Source organism: Aminiphilus sp. (assembly GCF_029975095.1).
In the GTDB taxonomy this organism is placed as follows: Bacteria; Synergistota; Synergistia; order Synergistales; family Aminiphilaceae; genus Aminiphilus.
Genome location: NZ_JARKPW010000127.1, coordinates 1 through 16,595, shown reverse-complemented (window position 1 = coordinate 16,595; position 16,595 = coordinate 1). Strand labels below are relative to the sequence as shown.

The window sequence follows — 16,595 nt, the reverse complement described above, 5'->3', positions numbered from 1 at the left end:
ATCTTGCCGGGATTGAGGATATTGTTGGGGTCGAAGGCGAGCTTGACCCGACGGATGAGGGCCATTTGCGCCTCGTCGAGAAAGAGGGGAACATAGTCGCGACGCTTCAACCCGACCCCGTGTTCTCCCGTGAGTGTCCCGCCGAGTTCCCGCACCAGTGCGTAGAGATCCCCCCTGGCCCTTTCGAGAAGCACTTCCCAGGAAGCGTTTTCCTCTTCGAGGTAGAGGGAGACGTGCATGTTGCCGTCCCCGACATGCCCGTAGGCCACATGGGAAATGTCCCGTTCCCGGGTGATCGCCGCGAGCCCTCCCATGAGGGGGGCAACAGCGCTGGTGGGAACCACGATGTCCTCGTTGATCACCTGGACGGGAGCGTAGGCCCAGGTAGCCTCGGCAACGGATTTTCTCGCCTTCCACAGTTTCTCCCGCGTGTTCCGGTTGTCCGCTACGAAGACTTCGAGAGCCCCGTGGGCAAGGCACAGGTCACCAACCCGCTCGTAGTCATCGGCCAGAATTGATGTGCCCCCGCCTTCGAGCTGAATGATGAGATGCGCCTCCGCCTCGTGACATGGCATGGTGGTGTTCAGATAGCGTTCCACCAAAAGGATGGACCGGCGGTCCATGAACTCGATGGAGGAGGGGAGAATCTTTCCCTCGGTCATGATGCGAGGAACGAAACGCATGGCCGTCTCCACGTCCCGAAAAGGAACGAGAAGGTCCACTACCCTGGAGGGAAGGGGAAGGAGCTTGAGGACGATTTTGGTGATCACCGCGAGCGTCCCCTCGGAGCCCACGAGGAGGTGCGCGAAGTCGTAGCCCGTCACGTCCTTGCGGCGTTTGCCGCCGAACCAGGTGACGGAACCGTCCGCGAGCACCGCCTCCAGGGCGAGCACCGACGCGCCGGTGGGGCCGTACTTGATCACCTTGTTACCTCCGGCGTTCTCCGCCACGTTGCCGCCGATGAAGGAGGCGTCGCCGCTGCAGGGATCTCCCGCATAGAGCAGGCCTTCCCTTGCGGCGGCGCGGTTGATGTCCGCCGTCACCACACCGGGTTCGACGGTGATAGTGAGGTTCTCCGTGTCCACTTCGAGAATGCGGTTCATCTTCTCGAAGGAGAGGATGATGCCGCCGCAGGCGGGAACGGCGCCGCCGGAGAGCCCCGTGCCGGCTCCCCGGGGTGTCACGGGAATGCGCCGCTCGTTCGCGAAAGAGAGAAGGGCACTCACCTGCTCGGTGGTCTCGGGACAGAGCACCGCCTCCGCGAGGTGCGGGCGGTGCCAGAGATGCGCCGCCACTTCGTCTCGGGAATAGACAAGGCGTTTCTCCTCCTCGACGGTCACGTTGCGTTCACCCAGGATCTCCCGGAGACATCGCACCGTCTCGGAAGTGACCGGCGCATAAGCGGTTTTCGACATGAAAAGGCTCCTCTCTTCACAAGGATTACGTGCGCGGCAACACTTTCGGCACGAGCAGCCCTTCGTTCCGTCTCCCGGCCCCCGGAGATCGGACAATCTTCCTCTTCGCTCCCCCGCCCCTCCGGTCCACGAGCTTATTGGATACATCTGAACTCCTCAAAGAGTTCGGTCCATTTTCACGGCTTCCAGGACGAGACATCGCCGCCCCGGTTTGTCTTCGTGGAGCATACTGCGTTTCTCTTGGAACAAGCGCGTTCGAGCGTGTAGAGCATACTACGGAAACGCTGACGAAACGGGGCAAAAGTTTTCGTTACGGAGCAGGAGTCCCAAATCAAGTTATACAGGAAAGCCGCTTTTGTGTCCATGTATCATTTCCCAAATTCCTCCGAATATGCTATATTTTCTCTACTCAAATCCTAATTCAGCCTCGGTCATTTCCTGCATACGGTATGCACTAAATCGAGGAGAATTGAAGGAGCTGATGCCGAAGCCGGGACGCAGAAGAGACGGAGAAAGCGCGCCTGGGATGGTTCGTGCACGGCTTTCCGCCGTGCGGAGCGCACTTCGCCGGAACCGGGGCGGAGCAAAAGCGCCTGTGCATTGTGATGCAAGGAGGTATGCACATGTTGCGGAAATGGTTGACGGCGGCCCTGCTTGTCGCCGCTCTTCTCGCGGCCGGAACAGCCATGGCGGCGGACACCTACAAGATCAAGCTCGCGTATGTGGTTCCGGAGACACAGTCCACCCACATCGCAGCCAAAGATGTCTTCAAGCCCTATGTGGAAGAGGCGTCCCAGGGGCGCATCACGGTGGAACTCTACCCCAACGGCCAGCTCGGCGGCGACCGCCAGGCCATCGAAGGCGTCCAGCTCGGAACGATCCACATGACGATCCCAGCCGTGGCAGTTCTCTCGGGGTTCGAGCCCAAGTTTCAGGTCTTCGACCTTCCCTTCCTCTTCAAGGACAAACAGGCCGCCTACAACGCCCTCGACGGCGAACTCGGGCAGAAACTGAACGAACAGCTTCTCACGCTGGGCATCCGCAACCTCGCCTACGCGGAGAACGGCTTCCGCCACACATCGAACAACCGAGGTCCCATCACCAAGCCGGAGGACCTCAAGGGGCTCAAAATCCGCACCATGGAGAACCCCGTGCACATGGCCACCTTCCGGGCTCTCGGCGCCAACCCCACGCCCATCAGCTTCGGCGAACTCTACACGGCCCTGCAGCAACGAACCGTGGACGCCCAGGAAAATCCCATTCCTCTCGTCTACACCTCCAAGTTCTACGAGGTCCAGAAATACTACTCACTTACAGGGCACGTCTACGCCGCCACGGCAGTGCTGATCAACGACGGCTTCTTCTCGAAGCTTCCGGACGATCTCAAGCAGGTCCTCGTCGAAGGCGCGGCACGGTACCGCGACGCACAGCGCAAGCTCTCGGATCAGCAGGACCAGGAGATGATCGAGGCACTCAAGAAGACGGGCATGGAAGTCAACGAGCTGACCTCCGAAGAGAAGGATCTTTTCATTCAGGCCACACTTTCCGTCTACGACGAATTCAAGGACAAACTCGGCGAGGACCTCATCGAGTTGGCCAAGAAGGCTAACCAGTAAACCCGCAGGGGCGTCGGCGCACATCACACCCCCGACCACGAAGATCGACCCGGGCACCTCGTCGCCGGAACGCCCCACCGGGCGTTCCGGTTCTTCTCCCGCAATCCGCGCAAAAGGAGACATGCCATGGTCAGGAAGATATGGAACCACTTCGAGGAATACCTTCTCGTGGGCAGCCTCGCCTTTTCGGTGGCGCTCGTCTTTCTTCAGGTTGTCATGCGCTACGTGTTTCAGCAATCCCTCTCATGGAGCGAGGAACTCGCCCGCTATCTCTTCCTCTGGCAAATCTGGATCGGTGCGAGTTTTGCCGTCAAGGAACGGCGCCATCTCCGGATCGAAATGCTTCTGAACGCCCTGCGGGGGCGCTCCCGTATCCTCGGAGAGATGGCGGTACTCCTCGTGTGGTTCGGCTTCAGCGTTTTTCTCGCCTACAAGGGAACGGAGCTGACCTCCATCCTCTTCCTCCGGGGACAGGTTTCGCCAGCCATGCGCATTCCCATGGGGTACGCCTACGCAGCGGTCCCGGCGGGGTGCATTCTCATGGCGATCCGCCTGCTGGAGGAACTGCACGACCTCTTCCGTACCCTCGCCTCAAAGGAGGAGGTGTCCTGACATGGACATTCTGGTGCTCTTCGGTTCTCTCACGTTCTTTCTCACCTGCAGCATTCCCATCGGTATCGCTCTGGGACTCGCTACAGCCCTGACCCTGGCCACAACGAGCGACATTCCTCTCATTCTCATCGCCCAGAACGCTTTCGCCGCTCTCGATTCCTTTCCCCTGTTGGCCATTCCCTTCTTCATGCTCGCGGGATCCCTCATGAGCTACGGGGGTATCTCGCGTCGTCTGGTAGCCCTCGCGGAAGGTCTCGTTGGCTTCATTACAGGCGGACTCGCCATGGTGACCGTGGTGGCGTGCATGTTCTTCGCCGCCATCTCCGGATCGGGACCTGCCACGGTGTCCGCCATCGGATCCTTCATGATCCCAGCCATGCACGCCCGCCGCTACGACGACGCCTTCGCGGCGGCACTCACCGCCGCGGCGGGATCCATCGGCGTCATCATTCCTCCGAGCATTCCTTTCGTCATCTTCGGCGTCGTCTCCGGAGCCTCGGTGGGAGAGCTCTTCATGGCGGGCATCGTTCCGGGCATCGTCATCGGCTGCGCACTCATGGGCGTCTCCTACATCATCGCACGAAAGAAAGGTTTCGCCGCCTCCGCCAAGGAAGGACCTCGCAAGAGCCTCTGGGCTTCCTTCAAGGAGTCGGTCTGGGCTCTCATGGTTCCCGTGATCATCCTGGGAGGCATCTACGGAGGCATCTTCACCCCCACCGAGGCAGCCGTGGTGGCAGTGGTCTACGCCCTTCTCGTGGGACGTTTCATTTATAAGGAACTCGACTTCGCCAATCTCTACGCCGCGTTCAAGGATGCCACCCTCGTGAACGGCGCCACCACCTTTATGATCGGCCTCTCCATGTCCTTCGCAAGCTACCTCGCCATGGAGCAGATCCCCCTGCGCATCGGCGAATGGTTCACGAGCATGGCCACCTCTCCGGCGCTCGTGCTGCTCCTCATCAACGGACTTCTGCTCGTGGTGGGCTGTTTCGTGGACAACATCTCCTCCATGATCATCCTCACGCCCATCCTCCTCCCCGTGGTAACCCGAATGGGGGTGGATCCGGTGCATTTCGGCCTGGTCATGACCGTTGCCCTGGCAACGGGATTCGTCACACCTCCCTACGGCGCGAATCTTTTCGTCGCCTCGGCGGTCTCCGGAGTGAACATAGAGCGCATCTCCCGGAACGTCTTTCCCTTCATTCTTGCCATGATCGGGTGCCTTCTTCTCTTCACCTACGTCCCCGGCGTGAGCATGGGGCTGGTGCAACTGTTGCTGCGGTAGCGGAGAGGCTCCCGTGAAGGATACCGGCATTCCGCACACGTTCCGGATACCCTACGGCGAAGGAAGAATCGCCGCGACACTCCCCGGAGAACGCCTTCTCGGAGTTTTTCCCTCCAGCACGGCGCCGCCGCTGGCACATCTCGAGGAATGTCTCCGGGAGACACTGCTCCATCCCACGGGAACACCACCCCTTCGGGAACTCGCCCGGGGAGCACGCTCCGTGCTCATCCTCTGCGACGATCTCACCCGGGACACGCCTGCGGACCGCATCCTTCCTCCGTTGCTCCGGGAACTGGCCCAGGGAGGTGTCTACGAGGAGGCGGTGACGATCCTCTTCGCCACGGGTTCCCACCGTGCACTGTCACCCCGGGAGGTCACCGCGAAGGTCGGAGAGCGTGTGGCCCGGTCCGTCGCTTCGGTGAGCCACGACCCCGGAGGACATCTCGTCTCCGTGGGCGTCACGTCGGCGGGAACCGCTCTTCGGGTAAATCCGCTGGTCAAGGCGGCGGATCTCGTCCTCGCCGTGGGAAGCATCCTTCCCCACCGCTACTGCGGCTGGTCCGGAGGAGGCAAGATCGTCCTTCCCGGAGTCTCTTCCCTGGAGGCGATCGCGGCCATGCATCTCCGCGTCACCCGTGATGCTTCGATCCGCCTCGGTGCTCCGGACAACGCGGCCAGGCGGGAGATGGACGAGGCAGCACGCCTCGCGGGGCTACAGTTTCTCGTGAACGTCCTCGTCAATGCCGACGGAGCCGTGGCGGATCTCGTAGCGGGAGATCCCGTACACGCCCACCGGCTCGGAGTGGAGAAAGCCCTACGTCTCTTCGGCACGTCCGTTCCGGAGGCGGACATCGTCATCGCCGGAGCCCATCCGGAGGACCGGGACCTCTGGCAGGCGGGGAAGGCTCTTTACGCGGCGGAACTACCTCTCCGCCCCGACGGAGAGATCATCCTCGTCGCCTCCATGGACGAAGGTACGGGAGAACATCGGGAATTCGCGGAGCTGCTCGGGTTCTCGACAGAGGACATCCTCCGGCGCCTGGAGAAAGGCGAGACGAACAACCTCCTCGCGGGGGCGGCGGCCTTCGCCCAGGCCCTCGTCCTGGAGAAAGCCCGTGTCTCCGTGGTGACCAGGGGGCTCCCGGCGGAGACGGCACGGCGAGCATCGCTCACCCCGTATGCTACACTTCAGGAAGCACTCGACGCCGCTTTGGTCCGACATCCCTCGGGGAGCGTCCTCGTCCTTCCCGACGCCCCGAAGAGTCTTCCTCTTCCCCGGCGCACCTCCGCCGACGCACCACGAAAGGACGGATGATCGATCGTGCATCCCCGAAGAAACCTTACCGAATGGGCCTATTTCACCATCAAAAACCAGATCCTCCAGGGAATCCTCGAACCGGGAACCCCCCTTCTGGAAGAGACGCTCTCGGCTCGGCTCGAGATCAGCCGCACTCCCGTCCGGGGAGCCCTCACGCGACTCGTCGCGGAGGGGCTTGCGGCCTCCCGGGAGGACCGAACGCTCCAGGTTCCCGTCCTCACCCTGCAGGATCTGGAAGAAACCTTCGTGGCACGCCGCACCATCGAAGGAACGGTAATGGAGCTCGCCTGCGCCGCCGTGAACGAGCTCCACCTGAACCGCCTGGAACACCTCATCTGGAACGAAAAGATGGCCCTCCACGCCCAGGACGGAGCGCTCACCGCCGCGAACGACCGCATGTTCCACACCTATCTCGCGGAGATGTCCGGCAATTCTCTCTTCGCCGAGTTCGTCTCCCGCATCAACGCCAAGGTCTCGCTTCTCCTCGCCCTCAGCAGAACCCTCGGCGCCCCCGTGGCATTGGCCCTGAAAGAACACGAGGAGATCGTCACGGCTCTTCGCTCCGGCAATCCCGCCGCAGCAAAAAACGCCATGCTCCGTCATCTCCACTGCGTGGAAAAACGCATCCGGGAGGTTCTTCCCACGGACACACCGGAAGATCTCCCGGGACAGAGACTTCGAGAGGAGGTTGCCCCATCGTGAACGCATTTCGCCCTGCAAGCCGCATGCGAACCATTCCTCTGGAAGGAGGCATCCGGGAGATTCTCGCCCGCGCCACAGAACTGGAGAAGGCCGGGCGCTCCGTCATCCACATGGAGATCGGACGCCCCGACTTCGCCTCCCCAGACTGCGCCGTTCGAGCCGCCCAAGCCGCGTTGGAGGCTCGGGACGTCCACTATACGGACATGGCGGGAACGGAGGAACTGCGCTGCGCTATCGCGGACAAGCTCCGCCGTGAAAACGGCCTCGACGCGGACCCGGCAAGAGAGATCGTGGTCACTGCAGGCGCCATCGAGGCCCTGATGATGACTTTCCTCACCGTCCTCGAACCAGGCGAGGAGGTGCTCGTCCCCGCCCCCTTCTTTCCCGCCTACGCGGATCAAATCTCCCTCGCCGAAGGCGTGCTCGTTCCCGTTCCCTGCCGCCTCGAGAAGGATTTCCGCCTCCAGGTGGAGGACGTCGCGGCGGCACTCTCCCCGAAAAGCCGCATTCTTCTTCTCAACACGCCGAACAATCCTTCCGGGGCGATTCTCCACCGGAGCGATCTCGAGGCACTCGCAACTCTCGCTGCGGAACGGAACCTCCTGGTCATCGCCGACGAATGCTACGAGAAATTCCTCTACGACGGCACACACGTGAGCATGGCAAGCCTTCCGGGCATGCGGGAGCGCACCGTCACCATCAACGCCGCATCCAAGGCGTTCTCCATGACGGGATGGCGCGTCGGCTACGCCCACCTTCCCGCCGCCGTCAAACCCTACGCCGTGAAGGTGCACCAGAACCTCTCCACCTGCGCATGCAGCTTCGCCCAGGCGGGTGTGGCCGAGGCATTCCGTTCCGCGGAAGAGGACGTGCGGACCATGATCGCCGAATACCGGCGGCGGCGCGACGCCGTCGTCGAGGCGCTTCGACGCATCCCCGGCATGGAGTTCACCGTACCCCAGGGCGCGTTCTACGCCTTCCCCTCGGTACGGCGTTTCGGCATGCCCGATGGAGAGTTCTGCCGGTACATTCTTGAAGAGGCCGGTGTGGCCATCGTGCCGGGAAGCGTCTTCGGCGCCCCCGATTTCGTGCGCATCGCCTACTGCCGCTCCCTGGAGGACGTGGAGGAGGGAATGCGCCGCATCGCCGCCGCCATATCAGCCCTGTGAGAACACGCTTGCACGGGGTAGAGAAGGGGAGTATGCTTCATCAACGTTGCCTTTACGAAACACGTGTTTCTTTTTGGTCTGCTCTCCGATAGGAATTCCTCCATCGGGGCGTGCGACGCAGGCGGAAAAGCGGCATCTCGGGAGGTGGCCCCAGGAGAGCGGAAAGAGCGGCGCAGTGGAACGACGACGAAAAAGACCGGGGAGTACGGTGGCGAAAGAGATCCTTCGCACCCGTGGAATCCCCGAAAGCGGTGCCGAGGATATTTCGGTACGGACGCGCAGGAAACCTGCGACGTGATTCGAGGGAGGTCGAAAACCATCATGACGACGAAACGCATGAGCATTATGGCGACGGCACTGCTTCTGGCAACGCTTTTCACCTCGGCGGCCTTCGGGGCGGTGGAGATCAAGATCGGACACGTACTGAATCAGGACCACGCCTGGAATGTGTGCCTCACAGGCTTCGCCGAGGACGTGGCGAAGGAGACCGAAGGGCGGGTGGTGGTGAAGATTTATCCCGGCGCACAGTTGGGTAACGAGAAGGACGTCATCGAAGGTCTGACCCTGCAAACCGTGGATGGTGGCCTCATCGGCGGTGGTTCCTTCCAATCCCTGGATCCCAAATTCGGCATCGAAGCCCTGCCCTATGCGTGGAAGGATCACGAGACGGCCTACAAGGCCATGGACGGCAGGATCGGCGCGATGCTCCTGGACATCCTCGCCAAGAAGGGCATCAAGGGACTGGCCTGGTGGGAGAACGGCTTCCGTCACATTACCAACAGCCGAGGCCCCATCGCCGTCCCCAAGGACATGGAAGGGCTCAAGATCCGGGTAACCCCGGACAAGATGCGCCTGGATACCTTCAAGACCCTGGGTTCCTCTCCCATGCCCATCAACTTCGGCGAACTCTACACGGCACTCCAGCAGGGCGTGGTGGACGCCCAGGAGAATCCCCTGGCGATCATCGCTTCCAGCGCCTTCTACGAAGTGCAGAAATACCTCTCCTTGAGCGGACACATCTGGGGATCGGCGCTCCTCTGCGTGAACAACAGCGTGTGGAACAAGCTCTCCGACGCGGACAAGACCACGGTGGAGCGCCTCGCCGTCAAATGGCGCGACGAGGAACGACGTCAGATCCTGTCTCAGGAGGAGACGTTCCTCACTCTTCTGAGGGACAAGGGAATGCTCGTGAACGAGGTGGACAAGGCAGCCTTCAAGGCGGCGGTGCAGCCCGTGTGGGCCGAGTACGAGGGGGTCTTCGGCAAGGAGCTGATGGACCTCGTCCGGGAATATGGCGACTGAGTTCGTCAACCGGCTCTTTCGGGCGGTGGAGGGGCTTCTCTCCATCGCCCTTCTCGCCGTCTTCGCGGAAGTGGTGATCGAGGTGGGGGCGCGCTACCTCTTCCACGTGCCCCTTCCCTGGGGCGCCGAGGTCTCCCAGACACTCCTCGTGTGGATCACCTTTCTCGGCGCCGGTGCCGCCCTGCGCCGGAACGAGCACATGGGAGTGACCCTCGTTCTGGACGCCCTGCCGCGACATGTCGCCCGGATTCTCGCCTGTCTCGGCAACTGGGGTGTGCTGGCTTTTCTCGTGGTGGGGCTCGTCTCGGGGTACGAGGTGGTACTGCGCACCTGGCCCCTGCGCACCACGACGCTGCAACTCCCTGCGGGCGTGCTCTATCTCGCCTTTCCCGCGGGATGTCTGCTCATGCTCCTCGGACTGGGAGTACGGAGCTTTCTCCCCTTTCCGCGGAACGCGGAGAAAGGCGGGAGGCGATCATGCTGACCCTTCTCGCCGTCATGGCCCTGGGCATCGCTGCTGGAATTCCCATCGCCTTCGCCATCGCCGCCTCCGGCGCGGCCTACCTGCTCTTCGAGTCCACCGTACCACTTCTCGTGGTGGCCCAGCGCATGGTGGTGGGAGTGGATTCGTTCACCCTGCTCGCAATCCCGCTCTTTCTTCTCGCAGGAAGCCTCATGGCCGAAGGGGACATCACGCCCCGGATCATGCGCTTCGCCTCCACCCTGGTGGGACACATCCCCGGCGGTATGGCCATGGTCATGGTCGTGTCCTGCATGTTCTTCGGAGCCATCTCCGGCTCCGGAGTGGCGGACGTGGCCGCCATCGGCTCCATCCTGCTTCCCGCCATGAAAGAACAGGGCTACCGCCCTCCCTTCAGCGCGGCGCTTCTGGGATGCTCCGGAGCCCTCGCAACCATCATCCCCCCCAGCATCGTCATGGTCATTCTGGGCGTGACCATGGGCACCTCCATCGGCAAACTCTTCCTCGGCGGTGTTCTTCCGGGGCTCGTCACGGGAGGCGCCCTCATGGGCATCGCCTACCTCTTCGCCCTGCGGGAAAAGTATCCCCGCCTTCCGAAGGCCGGCTGGAACGAGCGTCTCGCCGCCCTCCGAGGTGCAGCCCTTCCGCTGCTGGCCCCGGTGATCATTCTGGGAGGCATTCTCAAGGGCATCTTCACCGCCACCGAGGCGGGCGGCGTCGCAGCCCTCTACGCACTCTTTCTCGCCATGTTCGTCTACCGGAAGGTGACACCCCGGAGAGTTCTCGAACTCTCCCTGGAAGTGGCGCGCACCAGCGCGGTCGTTCTCTTCATCATCGCCGCGGCGAACCTCTTCGGATGGATCCTCGCCGCCGAGGACATTCCCCAGAAAGTCGCAACGGCCATCCTGGCCATCTCGAACAACTACTGGGTGGTCCTGCTGCTCTTCAACCTGCTCCTCCTCGTGTTGGGCATGTTCATGGAGACCATCGCCATTATCATCATCGTGCTCCCCATCTTCCTGCCCATCCTCAACCAGCTCGGCGTCGACCCCGTTCACCTGGGCGTCATGGTCTGCGTGAACCTCGCCATCGGGGCCAACACACCCCCTCTCGGCGTGGATCTCATCGCGTCCTGCAAGATTGCGGGAGTCCGCTACGAGGACTCCTTCCGCTTTCTCGCGCCACTTCTCGCGGCCATGACAGCGGTGCTCGTCCTCATTGTACTCGCCCCCGGCTTCGTCACCTGGTTTCCCAACGCGTTCATCCGGTGACGACCGATACCATGCAACGATATTCCTCTGCGCACGACAGGAGGCCGCTCATGTTCGACACACTGCGGGAAATTTTTACGCGCCCTGCACCCTTCGGAGTCTACACGGCTCCAGAGCTGTGGGCCGATGAACACACTTCGGAGAAAATGCTTGAATACCACCTGAACCCCGAGATCGACCTCGCCTCGCGGAAACACGTCTTCATCGAACGCTCCTCGGCATGGATCGCCGCCACGTTCGGCGTGAACACCACTACCTCCGTCGCCGACTTCGGCTGCGGTCCAGGGTTGTACACCACAGCACTGGCCGAACGGGGAGCCCGAGTCACGGGAATCGACTTTTCCTCCCGCTCCCTTCGCTACGCGGCGGAAAGGGCGGTGGAAAAAGGGCTCCAGATCCGGTACATCCAACAGAACTACCTCGATCTGGAGACGGAGGACCGTTTCGACCTGATCCTTCTGATCATGTGCGATTTCTGCGCACTCAGTCCGGAACAGCGGCACGGCCTCGTCCGGAAGTTCACGACACTCCTGAACCCCGGAGGCGCCGTCCTGCTCGATGCCTACACCCTGAACGCCTTCGCCCTCCGGGAGGAAACCATCCGCTGCGAAAAGAACCTGCTGCACGGATTCTGGTCCCGGCAGGACTATTACGGCTTTCTGAACGTCTTCAAATATGAGCGCGAAAAGGTCGTTCTGGACAAGTACACCATCGTGGAGCCGTCGCGCACCCGGGCGATCTACAACTGGCTCCAGTATTTCAGCCCGGAGACGCTGATCCGGGAACTCGAGTCCGGAGGCCTCGTGGTGAAACATCTCCTCTCCGACGTGGCGGGCACTCCCTTTTCGGAGACGTCGCAGGAAATGGCGATCATCGCTCGAAAACCCTGAAAAGCGGAAAAACTTTAGGAACCTCTGAACAAGGCTGCGTCAGCCCCGCAAGGCGCCTCGCAGAGCTAATGCGACCCGAGAGTCAAGGAAAAGCGGAAGGTCTTTCTTCAGAGCTTCCTTTACATTACAAATCCGGCGTCGAAAAACGCCGCACGACCCTCGATAGCGAGGCCGTGCGGCGCATGCATATCTGCCTCTTGATCAAACCGGATTGCACATAAAGGAACTCTTGTTTCCTTCAGTTTGCCGGCTTTGCGTCGGTATCGTCGGAAAACGTCGCCTCCAGCAGCGTCCGCAGAAGGTCTTCCGTCATGTTGGAATACACCTCACCGCGAAATGCGATGACCACCCCCTGCGAACAGGGTCCCAAACAGGACGACCGCACCACGACCACCCGATCGGAACATCCGAGTTCCTCCACGACCCGGGACGCCGTAGACAGAAACGCCCCGCTACAGGGACCGCACACAAGAAGTTTTTCCGCGGCGCCGGCCTCCGCCGGCACGAGACCGACCATCCCGACGAAAGCCGACCCCAGAAACAGGAGGACTGCCACTGCGGCAATGCCCCACGCTTTGTACGTCACAACTCCCACCTCCCCGAATCTCCGCATCGCTCTTCGCGCCCGGAACGCTCCGAATGCCGTCCTTCCCTCGGAGATGCGACTATTCTGGAGAGTGGTGGCGTTTCGCGCATTGTGGGAAATACGGAAACGTCGTTTCTTTTTCATCCGGTCAGGGTATGACCTCTCGAAACGGAAGATGACCGGAGCCATCGAGGCGCTTCTCCACAGGCCGGAACAACAACGTCCTCGCGGAACCGGCACAACGCTCCGTCACCGGCGGATGCGCGGCTCCTCCGCCGTCTTCTCCACGACGCCCAGGTAGCTCAGGTAGTCCACGAAAACGTTCGCATCCGTGTATCCCGTGTCGTAGCCACGCCCCACCGCGTCCTTGATTTCCCTGAGCACCGAGTAACCGTCCCCGCCGTTCGCCAGGAAGCTCAGGGTGACGAAGCGGTACTGCTTCGCCTTGTCGAGAGGCTTGCCGTCCACGAGAACGTCCCTGGCCGTTCCATCCGTGAAGGTGGCGGTCAGGCCCGAAAAATGGGGAAAGCCGCCTTTGCCCGCGGAGACCTTCGCGGCGGAGTCCAGGAAACGCTGCAGGTCCTCGCCGGAAAGATCGAGCGTATAGAGGGTGTTCCCGAAGGGAAGCACCGTGAGCACGCTTCGGTAGGAGATGTCCCCTTCGGGGATGGAGGCGCGGATGCCGCCACCATTGAGAAAAGCCACACTGGCGTTGGTCTTCCAGCGCATGGCGTCGGTGAGGAGGTGCGAGAGGTTCGTCTCGCCGCTCCGCACATGGTCGCGCTCGCCGTCGAGCAGGATCTTCGTCTCGCCCACTTTTCTGTCGAGCCCCTCGGAGCCGACCTCGGCGAAATAGTCCAGCGCCGCGGCGACCTCCGGATCGGCGGGAACAGGGTCTGCCACAAATCCGTAGACGGCCTTCCCCGCCGCGTCCTTTCCTGTCTCCTTTTTCACGTTGATGGGAAGAGCCTTCCACGTCGCGGCGATGATCCGGCCCTGCTCCACCTCCAGATCCAGACGCCCGAGATATTCCCCGTAGGCTCCCGCCTGCACGACGATGGCACCGCCCACGCGCTGCAGGTCGTCGAAAAGGGTGTGGGAGTGCCCGTCCACGATCACGTCGAGGCCGGGAATCTTCGCCTCGGCGAGGGATTTCGAGGTGGTGACCCCCTCGTCCTCGGCGCCGACGGGCCATCCCAGGTGGGTCAGGGCCACCACCACGTCCGCGCTCTTCGCCAGAACAGGCACGAGCGCCCGGGAGACCTCGGCAGCGTTCCGGAAGACAAGCCCCTTCGTGTTCTCCGGATCGGTGGCAATGGGTGTGGATTCGGTGGTGAGACCGTACACCGCAACGGTCACGTCGCCGAACTCCCTGATCAGAGGTGCATCAAAGGGAAGTTCGTCGCCGCTCACGATGTTCGAGGCGAGAAAGGGAAAGCGGGCGAAACGCCGCTGCCGGTAGAGCGTGTCTCTGGCATTGTCGAACTCGTGATTGCCGAGGGTGACGGCATCCAGGCCGAGCATGTTGAGCGCCACGATATCCGGAATGGCGGACTGAATGTCCGATTCCGGCACGCCCGTGTTGATGTCCCCGGCGTGGAGAAAGAGCACGTGGCCTCCCGCGGCCTCGACTTCGGCCCGAATGGCCTTCACCAGCGTGGCCATGGGCGCGAAGCCCCCCACGTCGGGCGCGCCCGCGGCATTGAAGGGCCAGGCGTGCCCGTGCGTGTCGTTCACGTGGAGAATGGTGAGCCGGGCCGCGTCGGCGCCGCTTCCCCACAACAGGACGAAGAGGAAGACCGCCGCAATCCCGATCCTCCATGCACGACCTCCCGACGCCTTCGCCCTGCGCGCCGCATTTTCCGCAGAAATGCACGCGCCCGTTCCCGACTGCTCTCTCCGAGTGTTCCGTGCCATGCCGCACTCCTCCTTCATGTCGAATGGGCGAGGGGACATTCCCTTTCCCGCGGAAGAGAGTCCGCACCCCCACCGCAGGACTGCTTCGATGCACCGTGCCCTCGCCTTTCGGGGGGCATGTCTCCTCGCCGCGCTGTTTCATTCCATTATAGACGAAGAGGCGCATCACTCGCCGCGGATTCCGGGAACGCGCCCGACGAATACCCTGCGCCGCAAGAGAAATGAAATGCCGCGGGGCATCCGCCCCTGACAGCAATCTGTCACTCGAACACAAAAAGGAACTCCTGGCAAAGTGCGGCTCATCGCTCCAGACGGCCGCCGAACACCATGAGAACCTTTTTGCACCACGTGGCGCACACAACTCACACCCGGCCGCCGCTCGCCATGACAGCCCTTTCACCACCTGACGCACACGACGAAAAAACGTCGACGCACTCGCCGGAACAACGCAAGGCAATCCGCTTCGTTGCTTTTCGAGAACACCACGACAGGACCGGCAAAAGACACCGCTTCCAGCTGGGCAAAAAGGCCTCTGTTCAAAGAGCATTCCTGCTCTGGCAGAAAAAGCGCAAAATCTTTACAATGGTGTTCAAAAAAAAGATTCTTCGCTCGACATGACTTGAAGAAGCGCTTCGGAAAGAGGGGGTGTGTCCCGGTGTACGTGGTGCGACGCGTTGCCGTCTCGGACATGCATCAATGCAGGGGAATTCTCGCCGAGGACGTGGTGGGAAAGGACGGGGCCCTCCTTCTTCCGAGAGGATCGGTCTATCCCTGGAACGGGGATGCGGCGGCGGTCTCGGAAAACCTGCTGCGACAGGGCGTGGACACGCTCCTCGTTCGGGAGGAACTCTCCGTTTCCGTGGAGGAACTGGAGCACCTGCTCCGCCAGGGTGAGATTCCAATAGCCCGAGTGGATCCGGAACTTGCGATGAAGACCGTGCGCCAGATCGGCGAGGTCTTTGAACGCATGTACGAGACCGGAGGGGCCGAGGAGGATCTCACGGCCCTCACCGCCACGGGGCGCCTTCTCGCCCGGGAACTCTCCCGGACGCCGCAGATTCTTTTTTCCCTCGCGGCGGTACGGGACGCCGACGAGTACACCTACGTGCACTCCCTCAACGTGGCGCTTCTCACGGGTTTTCTCGCCTCCAGGCTTTTTCCCGACCAGCCGGACCTGGTGGAAGCGGCCACCACGGGGGGGCTTCTTCACGACCTGGGCAAGGCGAGGGTCCCCCTGGAGATCCTGAACAAGCCCGCCAAACTGGACGACCGGGAGTTCTCCGTCATGCGGAACCACGCCCTCTGGGGAGAGGAACTGGCCCGACGGGGCGGCGTGACGGATTCCCTCATCCTGAGCGTCATCCGTTCCCACCACGAACGCTGGCAGGGGGGCGGCTATCCCGACCGCCTGCAGGGCAGTGAGATCCCTGTTCTCGGAAGGGTCGGCGCGGTGGCGGACGTCTTCGACGCCCTCACCTCCAAACGGGTCTACAAGGAGCCTTCCGCAAAACGCCAGGCGCTCAACCTCCTCGTGGACCACGCGGGGGATCATTTCGACCCGCACATCGTCCGGACCCTGCTCGCCGCCATCGGCCTCTTTCCTCCCGGCTCGGTGGTGGAACTCTCCGACGGACGGGTCGGCATCGTCCTCGCCTCTGCGGGACGCGATTTGATGCGTCCCCGGGTGCTCGTTTCGGAGGCAAGCTGGCACGACATGGCGGGAATGCAGATCGCCACCTCCGTGCTGGATTTGAGCGGCCGGGCTGATCTCCGGGTCGTCTCCATTCTGGGCGATCTGGGAAAGATCCCCCTCTCCTGACGGGAAGATTTTTCCGGAAGGCAACACCCTACCCCGTTCCGCCGGGAACTTCCGCAAAGGCAGGAGCAACCGTCGGGAACCGGTCCGACACCGGTGCCCCCGCGTCGCATCCCTCCTCCGGGAGGACAACCTGTCCCGTATTCTGCCGGGGTGAGGGAAGACCGCGCTTCCATGTCCCCCGGAGAGAAAAGAAACCCTGGACTCACGCAAGG

At 62.2% G+C, this 16,595-nt stretch carries 15 protein-coding genes; 12 read left to right on the top strand and 3 right to left on the bottom strand.

The window, feature by feature from the left end:
• On the bottom strand, nt 1-1,415 hold a 1,415-nt coding region (locus tag Q1K49_RS07730; RefSeq protein WP_300524720.1), incomplete at its 3' end, for an FAD-linked oxidase C-terminal domain-containing protein.
• Between the two features lie 623 nt (nt 1,416-2,038).
• Here Q1K49_RS07730 and Q1K49_RS07725 point away from each other — a divergent pair.
• From Q1K49_RS07725 to Q1K49_RS07680, 10 genes are all read left to right on the top strand, one after another.
• Nucleotides 2,039-3,031 carry a DctP family TRAP transporter solute-binding subunit gene (locus Q1K49_RS07725; protein WP_300524717.1) on the top strand — a complete coding sequence of 331 codons (993 nt, stop codon included), beginning with the start codon at nt 2,039-2,041 and terminating at the stop codon, nt 3,029-3,031.
• A 126-nt stretch (nt 3,032-3,157) separates the two neighbouring features.
• The gene (locus Q1K49_RS07720; protein ID WP_300524716.1) at nt 3,158-3,643 is read left to right on the top strand and encodes a TRAP transporter small permease; all 486 of its coding nucleotides are present in this window, start codon (nt 3,158-3,160) and stop codon (nt 3,641-3,643) included.
• Nucleotide 3,644: 1 nt separating this feature from the next.
• Nucleotides 3,645-4,928 carry a TRAP transporter large permease gene (locus Q1K49_RS07715; protein ID WP_300524715.1) on the top strand — a complete coding sequence of 428 codons (1,284 nt, stop codon included), beginning with the start codon at nt 3,645-3,647 and terminating at the stop codon, nt 4,926-4,928.
• Between the two features lie 13 nt (nt 4,929-4,941).
• Nucleotides 4,942-6,243 carry a nickel-dependent lactate racemase gene (larA, locus tag Q1K49_RS07710; protein ID WP_300524713.1) on the top strand — a complete coding sequence of 434 codons (1,302 nt, stop codon included), beginning with the start codon at nt 4,942-4,944 and terminating at the stop codon, nt 6,241-6,243.
• A 6-nt stretch (nt 6,244-6,249) separates the two neighbouring features.
• Nucleotides 6,250-6,948, top strand: a complete 699-nt coding sequence (locus Q1K49_RS07705) for a GntR family transcriptional regulator (RefSeq protein ID WP_300524711.1) — start codon at nt 6,250-6,252, stop codon at nt 6,946-6,948.
• Nucleotides 6,945-8,117 (top strand): pyridoxal phosphate-dependent aminotransferase, encoded by a 1,173-nt coding sequence (locus Q1K49_RS07700; protein ID WP_300524708.1) that lies wholly within the window; start codon nt 6,945-6,947, stop codon nt 8,115-8,117. Before Q1K49_RS07705 ends, Q1K49_RS07700 begins: the two co-directional genes overlap by 4 nt.
• 321 nt (nt 8,118-8,438) lie before the next feature.
• Nucleotides 8,439-9,419, top strand: coding sequence for a DctP family TRAP transporter solute-binding subunit (locus Q1K49_RS07695; RefSeq protein ID WP_300524705.1), 981 nt, complete (start codon nt 8,439-8,441; stop codon nt 9,417-9,419).
• The gene (locus tag Q1K49_RS07690) at nt 9,409-9,903 is read left to right on the top strand and encodes a TRAP transporter small permease (RefSeq protein ID WP_213693353.1); all 495 of its coding nucleotides are present in this window, start codon (nt 9,409-9,411) and stop codon (nt 9,901-9,903) included. The genes Q1K49_RS07695 and Q1K49_RS07690 overlap by 11 nt, the downstream gene beginning before the upstream one ends.
• Nucleotides 9,897-11,171: a TRAP transporter large permease gene (locus Q1K49_RS07685; RefSeq protein ID WP_300524702.1), complete on the top strand. Its 1,275-nt coding sequence runs from the start codon at nt 9,897-9,899 to the stop codon at nt 11,169-11,171. The genes Q1K49_RS07690 and Q1K49_RS07685 overlap by 7 nt, the downstream gene beginning before the upstream one ends.
• 50 nt (nt 11,172-11,221) lie before the next feature.
• Nucleotides 11,222-12,061, top strand: a complete 840-nt coding sequence (locus tag Q1K49_RS07680; protein ID WP_300524700.1) for a class I SAM-dependent methyltransferase — start codon at nt 11,222-11,224, stop codon at nt 12,059-12,061.
• A gap of 238 nt (nt 12,062-12,299) precedes the next feature.
• Here Q1K49_RS07680 and Q1K49_RS07675 read toward each other — a convergent pair whose 3' ends face one another.
• Together Q1K49_RS07675 and Q1K49_RS07670 are read right to left on the bottom strand one after the other, a co-directional pair.
• Nucleotides 12,300-12,647 carry a (2Fe-2S) ferredoxin domain-containing protein gene (locus tag Q1K49_RS07675; RefSeq protein WP_300524698.1) on the bottom strand — a complete coding sequence of 116 codons (348 nt, stop codon included), beginning with the start codon at nt 12,645-12,647 and terminating at the stop codon, nt 12,300-12,302.
• 249 nt (nt 12,648-12,896) lie between these two features.
• Nucleotides 12,897-14,564, bottom strand: a complete 1,668-nt coding sequence (locus Q1K49_RS07670; protein ID WP_300524697.1) for a 5'-nucleotidase C-terminal domain-containing protein — start codon at nt 14,562-14,564, stop codon at nt 12,897-12,899.
• Nucleotides 14,565-14,891: 327 nt separating this feature from the next.
• Here Q1K49_RS07670 and Q1K49_RS07665 point away from each other — a divergent pair, with 327 nt between their 5' ends.
• Nucleotides 14,892-15,182 carry a hypothetical protein gene (locus tag Q1K49_RS07665; RefSeq protein ID WP_300524696.1) on the top strand — a complete coding sequence of 97 codons (291 nt, stop codon included), beginning with the start codon at nt 14,892-14,894 and terminating at the stop codon, nt 15,180-15,182.
• A 37-nt stretch (nt 15,183-15,219) separates the two neighbouring features.
• Nucleotides 15,220-16,383 carry an HD-GYP domain-containing protein gene (locus tag Q1K49_RS07660; RefSeq protein ID WP_300524693.1) on the top strand — a complete coding sequence of 388 codons (1,164 nt, stop codon included), beginning with the start codon at nt 15,220-15,222 and terminating at the stop codon, nt 16,381-16,383.
• The last annotated feature ends 212 nt before the right edge of the window (nt 16,384-16,595 follow it).